At 63.2% G+C, this 13,330-nt stretch carries 9 protein-coding genes; 5 read left to right on the forward strand and 4 right to left on the reverse strand.

Annotated elements, in window-relative coordinates; translation table 11 throughout:
- Positions 1-146: 146 nt before the first annotated feature.
- The 3 genes from OQE56_RS07070 to OQE56_RS07080 all read right to left on the reverse strand — a co-directional run bounded on the left by OQE56_RS07070 (position 147) and on the right by OQE56_RS07080 (position 5,222).
- On the reverse strand, positions 147-788 hold the full coding sequence (locus OQE56_RS07070; protein ID WP_267222880.1) for an NAD(P)H-binding protein: 642 nt from the start codon (positions 786-788) through the stop codon (positions 147-149).
- A gap of 87 nt (positions 789-875) precedes the next feature.
- Positions 876-2,522 (reverse strand): M28 family peptidase, encoded by a 1,647-nt coding sequence (locus OQE56_RS07075; RefSeq protein WP_267222882.1) that lies wholly within the window; start codon positions 2,520-2,522, stop codon positions 876-878.
- A gap of 111 nt (positions 2,523-2,633) precedes the next feature.
- Positions 2,634-5,222 carry a TonB-dependent receptor plug domain-containing protein gene (locus OQE56_RS07080; protein WP_267222884.1) on the reverse strand — a complete coding sequence of 863 codons (2,589 nt, stop codon included), beginning with the start codon at positions 5,220-5,222 and terminating at the stop codon, positions 2,634-2,636.
- Positions 5,223-5,914: 692 nt separating this feature from the next.
- Here OQE56_RS07080 and OQE56_RS07085 point away from each other — a divergent pair.
- Complete coding sequence (locus tag OQE56_RS07085) at positions 5,915-6,565, forward strand: rhomboid family intramembrane serine protease (RefSeq protein WP_267222886.1); 651 nt, start codon at positions 5,915-5,917, stop codon at positions 6,563-6,565.
- Positions 6,566-6,595: 30 nt separating this feature from the next.
- Positions 6,596-7,981, forward strand: coding sequence for an amino acid permease (locus tag OQE56_RS07090; protein WP_267222888.1), 1,386 nt, complete (start codon positions 6,596-6,598; stop codon positions 7,979-7,981).
- Between the two features lie 62 nt (positions 7,982-8,043).
- On the opposite strand, the gene rapA is transcribed toward OQE56_RS07090, so the two are convergent.
- Positions 8,044-10,884 carry an RNA polymerase-associated protein RapA gene (gene rapA, locus OQE56_RS07095; protein ID WP_267222890.1) on the reverse strand — a complete coding sequence of 947 codons (2,841 nt, stop codon included), beginning with the start codon at positions 10,882-10,884 and terminating at the stop codon, positions 8,044-8,046.
- A gap of 255 nt (positions 10,885-11,139) precedes the next feature.
- On the opposite strand from rapA, the gene OQE56_RS07100 reads away from it, so the two are divergent.
- The 3 genes from OQE56_RS07100 to OQE56_RS07110 are packed head-to-tail and all read left to right on the forward strand — an operon-like array spanning position 11,140 to position 13,330.
- The gene (locus tag OQE56_RS07100) at positions 11,140-11,781 is read left to right on the forward strand and encodes a GspH/FimT family pseudopilin (RefSeq protein ID WP_267222892.1); all 642 of its coding nucleotides are present in this window, start codon (positions 11,140-11,142) and stop codon (positions 11,779-11,781) included.
- Entirely contained in the window at positions 11,778-12,308 is a 531-nt protein-coding gene (gene pilV, locus OQE56_RS07105) for a type IV pilus modification protein PilV (protein ID WP_267222894.1), read from the forward strand. Before OQE56_RS07100 ends, pilV begins: the two co-directional genes overlap by 4 nt.
- The gene (locus OQE56_RS07110; RefSeq protein WP_267222896.1) at positions 12,305-13,330 is read left to right on the forward strand and encodes a PilW family protein; all 1,026 of its coding nucleotides are present in this window, start codon (positions 12,305-12,307) and stop codon (positions 13,328-13,330) included. The genes pilV and OQE56_RS07110 overlap by 4 nt, the downstream gene beginning before the upstream one ends.

Consider the following 13,330-nt stretch of genomic DNA (forward strand, 5'->3'; position numbering starts at 1 on the left):
GAATTTAAATGCTGGGGTGACGTCCAGAAGGCCCGTCGACAGTGTCGCGCGGCTTGAACAGACGGCCAGTCTGCCCAGCGCCACGCGACACTGTCGGCGGGCCTTCTGGACGTCATGCCGGGTACGTGGAATTAATCAGAGCATCCTTAACTACCGAGCTGTTGTAGCTCGTCCGACTCGACGACGCGCACGCCATCCCCCGGAATCTTTGCCAGGCGCCACATCGCTCGCGCCACCGTGCCGGCGCTGATGCCACGCCAGCGGCCCGGGAGCAGGTGGGAGAAGGGCGCGGCCAGCACTTCGCCCATACGGGGCTTGTTGCGCGCGCCAAGCAGCAGAGACGGGCGCACGATGGTCAACCTGGGCCACTCCTGCTTCTGCAGCGCCAGCTCCAGTTCGCCTTTGGTGCGGTTGTAGAACAGCCGGGAAGAAGGATCGGCGCCCAGCGCGCTGATCACCACATAGTGCGTGGCACCCAGCGCGAGCGCGTGCCTGCCCAGCGACACCGGCAGGTCGTAGTCCACCATGCGAAACGCTTCACGCGACCCGGCCTGGCGAATGGTGGTCCCCAGGCAGCAGAACACGGTGTCGACCTGGCCGTGCAGCTGTGTCACCAGGTGACCCACCATGCCCACTGGATTCTCCAGTCGAGGGTGAGCCGGCAGTGCATGGCGCGTCGGTGCGAGCACGTGCGCAACGCTGGTGTCTTCCAGCAGCAAGGTCAGCAGCTCCCGGCCGGTGAGGCCGGTGGCGCCCGATATCAACACGTGGTTCATGGACGTGTGCATGGAACCATTCTACGGCGAGTGCGACAGGCTGCATGGGCCGGCGTGAATGATCTGTCCACCCAGGGTGCGCTGGGGCGGTGGCGGGGTTCAGAGCCCCTGCATGCTTTCCGGGCGGCGATAGTCGCTGCCGGGCTTCCATTGCGGGTAGGTGTCTTCCATCGACAGCCGGCTGCCCACCATGAACAGGGCACGCACATCCTCCACCATGCCGCTGAGGTTCCAGCGCTCGTCGAACGCGTCGCTGGGGCCGGCGGTATCGCCTCCGGTGGGGGCAGCGTCGGGCTGAGTGGCGGCCGAGCGTGCGTAAAGCACCGGAACGCCGGCGCGTGCAAAGCTCAGCTGATCCGAGCGGAAGAAGAACCCCTTTTCCGGCGCGATATCGGGCGTCACCTTGCGGCGTTGCGAATGGGCGGCGTCGGCCAGGTAATCGTCCAGTTGCGACTGGCCGAAACCAATGACGGCCAGCGCGCTGGCTGGGCCGTCGACCGGCAGCATGTCGAGGTTGATGTCAGCGACGGTGCGGGCTAGTGGTACTACCGGGTTGGCGACGTAATAGCGGGAGCCCAGCAGCCCGTTCTCGTCCATGGTGGTGGCAATAAACAGAATAGAGCGATGCGGCTTGGGCGCACGATGCGCAAAGGCTTCGGCGATCTCCAGCAACCCGGCCACGCCGCTGGCGTTGTCTACTGTGCCGCGCGGCGCCGCATCGTTATCCGCGACGTGATCCCAGTGCGCGGAATACACGACGGCTTCGTCCGCACGCTTGGTGCCGTTGAGCATGGCGACCACGTTGTGCGATTCGCCATGGGTGATGGTGCTGTCGAACGCCACGCTCAGCGTTGCGTTCAACGGCACGGCGGTGAACCCGCGTTGCCCGGCCTGTCGCTTGAGTGCGTCGAAATCCACGCCGGCATGGGCAAACAGTTGGCGGGCCGCTTCGGTTGTGAGCCAGCCGGCCACGGGCAGGCGCCTGGGATCGCCAGCCACCTTGGGCAGGTCGAGACGCGGACGGCTCCAGCTGTTTTGCACGACCTCCCATGGATAACCGGCGGCATCGGTGTCGTGCACGATGAACGCGGCGGCCGCACCTTCGCGTGCTGCCTCTTCGAACTTGTAGGTCCAACGTCCGAAGTAGGTGTATTCGCGGCCCCTGAAGAAGCTGGGATCCTGGCTGGCCCAGCCGGGATCGTTGACCAGGATGATGACGGTCTTACCCTTCAGGTCGGTACCGGTGTAGTCGTTCCAATGCTCGCCCGGGGCATCGATGCCGTAGCCGACAAACACCAGCGGCGAGGAGGCCAGCGACGAGTGCTCTTGCTCGTCCAGCGTGCCTACCACCATGTCCTTGCCAAAGGTCAGCGAAGCAGGGGTGTCGCCGCCTTCGATGGTGAGCTGCGTCTGGCCCGCATGCTGCAGCGTTGCGGCGACGTAAGGCACCTTCTGCAACCAGCCGCCTTGATTGCCGGGTTGCAGTCCGATCCGTTCGAACTGCTGGATCAGATAGTGCGTGGTGCGCTGTTCGGCGTTGCCGCCGATGGTGCGGCCGAGCAGCGCATCGGACGAAAGCGCCTTCATGTGTTGCGCGATGTCGTCCCCCACGATGCCAGGTGAAAACGTGTAGCCAGGCGACGGAAGGTCGCTGGTCTCGCTGCGGTCGTTGCCACCGTTCGTCTGATGATGCTGACAAGCGCAGAGCACAAGGCTCAGCATTGCAATGGACCACAGGTGACGCATAAGGGCTATATCGTGGAGCGGAGCCTCAAATGTAGCGCTTTTGTGATGGCGACATACACACCGGATGGAAGTCCATCCGGTGTGCGTTGGCGCAAGAAGATGCGCCGCCACTCAGAACTTGTAATCGACGCCCAGGGTAACGAAGCGCCCCTGGGGGGTTGCCTGGCTGATGTCGAAATACGGCGTGGAGGGATCCCACGGCGGACGACGGTTCTGCAGGTTCTGTACCGCGAGCGTGATCGTGGTATTCGCAAGTCCGGTGTAAGCCACCGACAGGTCGAACGTACTCCAGCTCTTCACGCGTTCGGGGTAGGCCGGCGTAAGCAGGTTCTCGGGATTCTGCTTATAGCCGCCCACGTAGTACCACGTCAGCGTGCTGGAGAAATCACCCAGCGCCCAGTTAAGACCTGTCACGCCGCGCCACTTCGGCAGCGAACCGAAGATGTTGGTGCCCGCGCCATTCACCGGCGCTTCGCCGGCCACCAGTGGCTGGCTGAAATCGAGTAGGCGCGTGATTGAACTGTTGAGTGCAAAGTCGCCCCAGCGTTGCGTATGCAGCGCCTGATGGAAATCGATGTCCACGCCACTGGTGGTGAGGCTCTGCTGATTGAGGTACTGGTTGTAGATGGTGATGATGCGTCCCTGCGCATCACGCTGCACGCGCGGATCCTTGCGTTGCACCAGTGCCGCATCGTTGTCGGGTCCGATGATGCCGTCCTGCACGATGTGGTAGTAGTCGATGCCGATACTGGTGTCGCTGGTGGGCGACACCACGAAGCCGGCGTTGTAGTTGGTGGAGCGCTCCGGGCGCAGGTGCGGATTGGCGACAAAGACATCGGTATAGCCGCGGCGCTGACCTGGCGTCACCGGATCGTACGGATCGATCACCGTGCTGTAGCTCACCGCTGTGCTGTTGGTGATCTCCGGCAGTGATGGTGCACGGAAGCCGCGCGAGTAAGAGCTGCGAAGCAGCAACCAATCCAGTGGCTGATAGCGCAGGCTGAACTTGGGTGCGAACGCGTTGCCAAAGTCGCTGTAGTGATCCAGGCGTCCGGCGATGTTGGCTTCCAGCGTACTCAGTACCGGCACGTTGAACTCCGCGTAAGCAGCGTTGACGTCGCGCGAGCCCTGAATGACATCGATGGCGGGCCGCAACTCAGTGCCGGACAGCACCGCCTGCGAGGTGCGCGAATTCATCGCCTCGTGGCGGAACTGATAACCGGTGGCGAAACCGACGGCTCCCGCCGGCAGATCGAACAGCTGCGTGCTCGCGGTCGCGTCCACCGTGGTGAGGCGCGACACGGCAGGGCGAACGGTCGACAGGCGCAGCGCATCCGTGGCGGCCGCCGGATTGTCGTTGCTTGCAAAGTTGTAGCCGCCGCTAGCCAGCAATGACTGGAATGCATAGCGGTTACCGAAATCGGTGACGTACTCCTTCAGGCTGCTTTCCGAATGTTGCGCGGACACATCCCAATCCCATGCTCCCGTGTGACCTTTCACGCCGAGCAGGAAGCGGGTGAAGATCGTGCGGTCCCGTTTGTTGCGCTGACCGACATCCCACAGATTGGTATTCACCGGCGTCGGTACGTCGTAGGGGTTGGCTGGGTTGCCGGCCGGCAGCGTGGTGTCGATATTCACCAGATGCTGTTGTGCGTTGTCCCATGCACGCAAACCGCTGCCGATCGCCAGCGGCGGGCCAAAGATGAAAGAGGCGTGGCTACGGCTGTACAGCGCTTCGCCGTAACCGGTGATGTCATCGGTAAGTCTCAGCGTGCCGCGCAGCACTGCGTGATATCGCTCGACGCCCGGTATCACGGAATCGTATTGCGCCGGGTTGTACGCCCATACCTCGCCCGTTTTGCCGGGCGTGATGGCGCCGTAGGGCACCTTCTGCACCGGGCCTACCGCGGTGGCAAAGCCCTGGGTGGGGTCGTTGTTGTAGTAGTTGGTCGGCACCCAGTTGAGTTGGCCGCCGGGCTTGTCGCGAAAATCACTGCTGCGCAGCCAGCTCACGTCGCTGGCATTGAGCTGATTGCTGCGCGTGCCATCGAGCGCGAAGAACACGTTATACCCGTCCTTCTTCACGTCGCCCTTGCCCAGCATCAGGTGGAAGTTGTTTTGCGTCTGCCCGGTGCCTTCGGTACTGCTGCCGAAGCTCGCGCCCGCCTCAGCGCCCTGATAGTTCTGCTTGAGGATGATATTGATCACGCCAGCGATGGCATCGGAGCCGTACACGGCCGATGCGCCATCTTTGAGAACCTCGATGCGTTCCACCGCAGCCAGTGGCAGCGAGTTGAGATCGACGAAGGTGTCCTGCAGTTCGTAGGCGGTGGCGTAGTTAGCCACGCGCTTGCCGTCGACCAGTACCAGTGTGTTTTTCTGCCCGAGGCCGCGCAGCGAAATGCCTGCGGTGCCAGCCGAGAAACTGCCCGTGAGCTGTTCGTTGACGCTGTTGCCGGTATTGGCGGAGATGGCGCGCAGGAAGTCGGGCAGGGTGGTCTTGCCGCTGACTTTGATCTGGTCGGCAGTGATCACCTGTACCGGGCTGGGGCCTTCGGTGTCGGTAGTTTTGATGTTGGAGCCGGTGACGGTAACGGCCTCGAGCTGCGCCGGTTTGTTGTCGGCGGTGTCTTCGGCGTGCAGTGCCGTAGCCGCCAGCGCGGCAGCGATGGCGAAGGGGAGCAGGCTTGGCTTGAACATGGATGGGTGAAGTCCTTGTACGCACAGCCGTCCCGGCGCTTGGCCAGGTGAGGGTGTGCAGGGTGAAGACAGCGGGGGAGCTGCCGGGGATTCGCCGGGGGAACGGCGTCAACGCGTGAGCGTGGGGACGCTCAGGATCGGCGTGTCAGCGGATGCGACACATTCGGCACGGGCAACAACACGCGCCGCTGTGCGGGAGCGGATGGGCCAGGTGCGATGGGAGAGAGTACGGGTGCGACATGTGAATATCCCGAAAGGCGAGGCCTTGCGTGGGCGGCGAGAGCCGCGTCAGGGTTTCTGCGGAAGCGCGACGATCAACAGCCGCAACACATCGCCATGAGGCAATGCGCGGTGTTGATGGCGGTGCAGAAACGCTGGTTATTCACGAAACGAGGTGTCCTTGAGACATGGGCGATACCGCGGTGAATGGCGGTATAGACGTCCATTTGTCCATCAATCGTCTTTCGTGTCAACCCATGTTGCGCCCGGACGTGGCAGATCCAGGCGTTTGGCAGATTCTGCGATGGGCGAAATCCCTTGCGTTATTTGCCTTGCGCCGCAGCAATACACGACATGTGGCAAATTGTCGCAGTCTGGCGGCAGGGGCGCTGGCGGCGCTCCGGAACGGCCGTGGCGGTGCCGGGCGGCTCCGGTTACGCTTGGACGGATTACCTCACGGAAATGCGCCCGACATGCCGTTTGACCTCCCTACGGTGACCCGTAACCTGTTGATTGCCAACGTGGCAGTGTTTCTGTTGCAGCAGGTGATGGGTGAAGCCCTGCTGACGCATTTCGCCCTGTGGCCATGGGGCGCCGACCAGCTGGCCCAGGGCTCGGACGGTGTGGTGTCGGTGGGTTTCCGTCCCTGGCAGCTGGTGACCTATGCCTTCATGCACGGCAGCGTGCTGCACCTGTTCTCGAACATGCTGGCCTTATTCATGTTTGGCGGGCAGATCGAGCGCGTGTTTGGTCCGCGCAACTTCGTCGTGTACTACTTCGTGTGCCTGTTGATGGCCGCGCTGGCCCAGCTGGTGGTGGTGAAGTTTTTTACCGGCGGCTTCTACCCCACGCTGGGCGCATCAGGTGCGATCTTCGGCATCCTGCTGGCGTTCGGCATGCTGTTCCCGCACGAGAAGATGATCCTGATCTTCCTGCCGATTCCGATTTCCGCCTGGCTGTTCGTCAGCCTGTATGCGTTGGCGGAACTATGGATGGGTGTCACTGGAACCCAGGCAGGTATCGCCCATTTCGCGCATCTGGGCGGCATGCTCGGCGGCTTCATTCTGATCCAGTACTGGCGCGGCAAGCTTCCGATCAAGCCGCAACGGCGCCTGTGGCGCTGATCGCCTGACCCTCTGACATTTGGCGGTTTCATGACGCAGCATCTTCAGCGCCGGCTCACGCCGCGCCATATCACCTTCATGGCGCTTGGCATGGCCATCGGCGCGGGCCTGTTCCTTGGCTCGGCGGATGCCATCAAGCTGGCGGGTCCCTCCGTGTTGTTCGCCTATCTGATCGGCGGCGTGATGATCTTCATCATCATGCGTGCGCTGGGCGAGATGACCGTGCACGACCCGGTGGCCGGTTCTTTCAGCGTTTACGCGCAGCGCTACCTGGGGCCGTTCGCCGGCTATGTCACCGGCTGGAACTACTGGTTGCTGATGGTGGGCGTGGGCATGGCCGAGGCGACCGCCGTGGGCGCCTACATGCATGCATGGTTCCCAGACTGGCCGCGCTGGATCTGGGTGCTGGGCAGCGTGTTGACCATCGGCGGGCTCAACCTGCTCACCGTGAAGGTCTACGGCGAGATGGAATTCTGGTTCACGCTGGTCAAAGTGGTGACGGTGCTGGCGATGATCGCGGGCGGTCTGTCGATCATCTTTTTCGGCTTGGGCAACGGCGGGCATCCGACAGGCTTTTCCAACCTCTGGTCGAACGGCGGCTGGTTTCCGTATGGCCTCACCGGCATGGTGATGGCGCTGCCCGTGGTGGTGTTTTCGTTTGGCGGCGTGGAAACCGTGGGTATCGCGGCAGGCGAGGCCGCGCAGCCGGAGCGCACCATTCCGCGTGCGGTGAATTCGGTGCTGTGGCGCATCCTGATTTTTTACGTGGGCGCGTTGCTCGTGATCATGTCGATCTATCCCTGGACGGGGCTGGGTACGCAGGGCAGTCCGTTCGTTACCACGTTCGCCAAGCTGGGTATTCCGCAGGCGGCGGGACTCATCAATTTCGTGGTGATCACGGCGGCATTGTCTGGCTTCAATGCGACGACGTTCAGCGGCAGCCGCATGCTCTACAGCCTTGCCAGCAAGGGACAGGCGCCCGCGGTGCTGAATAAAGTGAATTCACACGGCGTACCGATGCGGGCGATTCTGGCGACGCTGACGGTGTTGTTGTTTGCGGTGCTGTTGAACTACCTGCTGCCGGCCAAGGTGTTCGGCATGATGATGTCGATCCTGTCCTTCAACACTGTGTGGACGTGGACGATGGTGCTGTTGGCGCACTACAGCTTCCGTCGGCGGATGCGCTCGAACGGCGAGGCGCCCGCCGGTTTCCGCCTGCGCTGGTGGCCGTTCACCGGTATTGTCTGCCTCGCCTTCCTGGGCTTTGTGGTGGTGATGCTGGGTGTCAGTCCGGATACGCGCGTGGCGCTGTATGTCGGCGCGGCATGGATTGCGCTGCTGACGGTGGCGTACAAGCTGTGTGGTATCAGGCAGCGCATGGTGCTGAGCGAGAAGTTGGCACCTGAAGCGGCTTAATGGCGAACGCACTGAGGGAGCGCACCCGGTGCGCTCCCTCAGGAAAATGTGGAGCGTGGCGCTTAGCGAAGCGCCAGGAAGTCCGGGCTCACCACGAAGCGCACGGCATCGAGACGAAGCCGCGACTCCGGCAGTGCCTTGAGCAAATCGGTGCGCTCCCCGGCCACCGTGCCGATTTCAGCCTCGCTGATGGCGGGATTCACTGCACGCAGCGCGAGCAGGCGCGACAGTTCCGCATCTAGCATGTCGGTGGCCTGGGCCAGAGCATCGGCGATGTTGGTTTGCGCGCGCTCACCGGCCAGCGATTCCGCTTTCTCGAGCATCGGCGGCACCAGCTTGGCCAGGAATTTGCGATAGCGCGCCACTTCGATGGTGCGGTCGGCGGCCTTGCGCAGCGCGATATCGCTGGGCCGGAAATCGGCGCGCTCGGCAAGACGGGTGTCGACCGTGACGACGATGGGCTGCGTCGGCAGGAAGCGCTCCGCATCGAGCTTGCGATCCGCCACGCACTCGATCAGGAATACGGCCTGCAGCAAGGCGCTGCGCGGGGGCAAAGCATCGTCCACCAGGAAGGCGGCGTTGCCTTGCTCATTGGAAAGCGTGAGATCCAGCGCACCCATCACCATCGGGTGATCGAGCCGCAGCAGCGGCAGCTCTTCGCGGGCGAGCGCGACGTCGCGGGCGAAGGTGACCGCCTGCGGGCCTTCGGCAAAACCGGGCAGGGCGTCGGTGGAGAGGTACTGTGGATCGAGCAGCAGCACCTTGCCACCCAGTTCTTCGGCATGAATGCCGAAACGCTCCAGCAGGCCCTGGATAAAGGTGTCGCGGCCCGGGTCGTGATCTTCGCGCGTAAAGGCCTGCTGCAACGCATCGGCATGCAGGTCACGGCTCGCGGCCAGTTCCAGCAGATGGTCGCGGCCATCGCGGATCAATGCCGCCATTTCCTCATGCGCGCCGCGCGTTTCCGCGAGCAGCACATCGAGTTCCTGGTCGCGGTTGTCGTCGCCGCGAGCGTGCTCGTCGGCGAGGCGGGCGAGCGACTCGCCAAAGCGTCGCAGCAGCTCGCGGCCGTCGGCCGGGCTGGTGCGGAACGCATCCACGCCTTCGTCGTACCAGCGTGCCAATACGTGCTGCGCGCTGTCGGCCACGGTGAGGATATGAATGCTGATGTCGTGCTTCTGGCCAATGCGGTCCAGGCGGCCGATACGCTGTTCGAGCAAGTCCGGGTCGAGCGGCAGATCCCACAGCACCAGCCGATGGGCGAACTGGAAGTTGCGGCCTTCCGAACCGATTTCCGAGCAAAGCAGCAGGCGCGCGCCATCGGGCTGCGCGAAATACGCCGCGTTGCGGTCGCGCTGCACGATGCCCAGGCCCTCGTGGAAGCGGGCCACGCCAACACCACTGCGGGTGCGCAGGGCTTCTTCGAGCGCGAGCACCTTGGCCTGGCTGCGGCAGATCAGCAGGAATTTGTCTTGCGGGTGTGCATCAAGCAGCGAAACCAGTGCGTCGAGGCGCGGATCCGCGCTGTAGTCGACTTCGATGACCGGCGGCGGTTGCTGGATGTCCGAATGGAATTCGGCCAGCAGGGCCTGGCGGCTGTCATCGCTGAGTGTCGTTGCTTCCAGTGTTTGCCATACGGGCATGCGCTGGGGAAACCCGCCGATACTGAGGCGGCGGTTGCGGAACATGGCGCGGCCGGTGCCGTGGCGGTCGATCAGCGCAGCGATGATCTCGCGGGCGTTGTCTGGCTTGGTGGTGTCGGTCAGTCGCGCCTGCAGGCCCTCGTCGCCCGCGAACGCCTCGCGCAGCGTGGCGAGTTGGTTCTCGTCCAGCGGCTGGCCGTCAAGCAGGCGATCGGCAACCTTCGACAGGTTGTGGAAGCGGTCGGATTCGGACAGATAGACGTCCAGATCGTGATAGCGCTGCGGATCGAGCAGGCGCAGGCGGGCGAAATGGCCGCTGCGGCCCAGCTGTTCCGGTGTGGCGGTAAGCAGGATCACGCCGGGCGTGGCGGCGGCCAGCTGATCCACCAGCGTGTAGCGCGGGCTGGCCGCTTCAGGCGTCCAGGCCAGGTGATGGGCTTCGTCCACCACCAGCAGGTCCCAGTGGGCGTCCAGCAGCTGGCTGGCGCGTTTGGGCGCCTGTTCCAGAAAACTGAAGTCGGCGATGACCAGTTGCTCGTCTTCAAACGGGTTGCGGCCGTCACCGGATTGCTCCAGCGCCTCGCAGCGTTCCTCGTCATAGATGGCGAAGCTGAGGTTGAAGCGGCGCAGCAGTTCCACGAACCACTGATAGACCAGCGTGTCGGGCAGCAGCAACAGCACGCGTTCGGCGCGACCGGTAGCGAGTTGCCGGGCAATGATCATGCCAGCCTCAATGGTCTTGCCGAGGCCCACTTCGTCCGCCAAAAGCACGCGGGGAGGGCGGCGCGCCGACGCAATGCCGGCCACGCGCAACTGATGAGGCACCAGGCCTATGCGCGAGGCGCCCAGGCCCCAGGTCGGGGAGCGGCGTGCCTCGGCACGGCGCTTGAGGCCTTCCAGACGTAGTTCAAAGTGGAGCACAGGGTCGGTACGGCCACCGATCAGCCGGTCGTCGGCCTGGCTGACGCTCTGTTCGTCATCGAGCTGGCCTTCTTCCAGCTCTCGGCCCTCGCCGCGGTACACCAGAAGGTCTTCGCGCACTTCCACCCGCTCGACCAGGAACGCAATGCCCTTGCCGGCGACGCGCTGGCCGGGGCGGAACTCCGCACGCACCAGCGGTGCCGAGTCGATGGCGTAGGGGCGCAGCACGCCCGCCTTGGCGAACAGCACCTGCACGCCGCGTCCTTCGACGCGAAGCACGGTGCCGAGGCCGAGCTCAGGCTCGGCGGTGGAGATCCATCGTTGACCGGGAACAAACATCAGTAGGGGAGGCCGCAAGCTGCAAGGGTCGTCAATTATCCGCTCAGTGCCTGTCAATGCCTAGGCTTGGATGGCTTGGAGTGCCTTGACGCGCACGAAACCACCCCTGCGGCGGCGCTGCCGAGCGCGTGACCGGCGTCAAGCTTTCCCTGAGGAGGTCCGCCGCTCGTCGGAAAAATGCGGCACTCCGTCGGGCCATGGCTCGCCACGCCAGCGCGGGCAAGTACTGTGCCGCCACAGAATAGGGGGAACACCATGCAGGTTTTGTCGCGCCAGCGAAGCGCTTCGTCGGGCGTGGTGCGGAACTCGATTTCCGCTGCCACCCAGGTGTCATCGCGCCGCAAGGTTGCTCGTGCCGATGCGCAACGGTTTGGTCGTGGTTTCACCATCCTCGAGTTGATGGTGTCGCTTGCCGTGGCAGGGGTGTTGCTCATTATTGCCGTTCCCAGCTTCAGCAACATGATCCTCACCAACCGGCTTACCACGGTCGCCAATGACATGGTCGCGGCGATCAATACGGCGCGCATGGAAGCGATCAAGCGAAACGCCAATACCCAGTTCTGCAGCAACCTGGCTGCAAGCAATCAGACTGACACGCTGGGTGCCGCTTGCACGACGCAGACAGGTGCTGTCTATGTCACCACCGGCACCGCCGGCACTACTCAGGTGCTGAGCAGCACCGCCAGCCTTACAACGCCAGTGCAGTTGAGCGGCAATGTGGTGGCGCTGCGATTCACTTCGCAAGGCATTGGGCAGCAGGCGGGCACCACCGCACCGTTTGGCGCTCAGATTGCCGACATCTGCACCAGCAAGCTGAGCAGCAACAACCATCGCCAGATCTGGATGGCGGCTGGTTCGATTCTTGAGGTGACACAGTCGACGGGAGCCTGCCCATGACAAGCAATCAGAGCCCAATCGTATCGCTGGCTTCAGTCCGCTCCAATCGTAGCGTGCGCGCCCGGCTGCCCGGGGGCGTCTATCAATCCGGCGTCGGCCTGATCGAAGTGATGGTCGCGGTGCTCGTGCTCTCCATCGCATTTCTGGGTATGGCTGCGCTGCAGGCCACGTCGCTGTCGACCAACAATAGTGCGATGTCGCGCAGCATGGCGGCCATTGCAGTTCATTCGATCCAGGATGCCATGCGGGCGGATCGGGCCAATGCTACGGGCGGTGTGTACAACACCGCTACGGGCGCTCCTATAAAGGCCAACAACTGCCCGGCAGCGTCGAGCTCTCTTGCCAGCGTCCAGGTCAATGCGTGGTGTCTGCAGCTTGCAAGCACGCTTGGTGCGCAGGCCACCACCCAGGGCACCATCAATTGCTCGGCTACGGGTGACTGCACCATCACCGTGCAGTTCGATGACAGCCATGCCGGTGTAGGCGGCACCAGCGCCCAGATAGTGACGACCCGGGGCATTCTATGAGCAGCCGTTTCACGAACCATGATCGCGGTTGCCCGCGGATGCGCGGGCGTATCGCATCGTCGCGCGGTTTCACTTTGATCGAATTGATGATCGCCATGTTGCTCGGGCTCATCGTTATCGGCGGCGTGATCAGCGTGTTTCTGGCGAACCAGCAAACCTATCGCACCAGCAAGGCGTTGGGCGAGGTGCAGGACGGCTCGCGTCTGGCCGTAGAGATGCTGGCGCACGACATCCGCAACGCACAGCTGACCGGTTGCAACAACAACAATCGTTTCACCAACGTTCTCAAGAACAGCCCTGGAAACGGCGGTACCACTTGGTGGGCCAATTGGAACAACGCCATCTCTGGCTATACCACCGGGATGACCGACACTGCAGCCCCCACGGGACAGGTGGCCAATACGGATTCCATTCAGCTGTTGGGCGTGGCCGATACGAGCATGAGCGTGCAGACCCACACCCCGACGACTTTGAGCTTTACGCTCAATGGCAGCGCGTCGGATCTGCAGGGTGGCGATGTCGTCATGGTGTGCGATCCCGATCACGCGACCTTGCTCAAGATCACCAGTTACGACGCCACTTCCAAGACCATTGTTTACGACGCCACCAACAACTGCTCCACCGGCCTGGGTTATCCGGGGGTATGCGTCGCTAGCGGTAACCCTTACACCTTTGGGCCCAATGCGCAGATCGCCAAATTGACTGCGGTTGACTGGTACATCGGCAGTTACACCGCCAAGGATGGCTCGACTGGCACGTCGCTTTACCGCCTGACTGTGGGCAACAACGGGGGTACTACCGCGCAAGAGATGGTGCGTGGGGTCACCGGCTTGACCATTACCTATCTTGCCTCAGGTGCCACGAGTTTCGTTGCGCCAACGGCAAGTACCAACTGGGCGGCCATCACTGCCGTGCAGGTTCAGTTGACGCTTCAGAGCACGGATAACTTGGCGGGCAGCAATGCCAAGCCATTGGCTCGCACCATTAACACCACTGTCACTCTGCGCAATCGGGTGAATTGA

It is taken from the genome of Dyella silvae, assembly GCF_026421305.1.
GTDB classification, from domain to species: Bacteria; Pseudomonadota; Gammaproteobacteria; order Xanthomonadales; family Rhodanobacteraceae; genus Dyella; species Dyella silvae.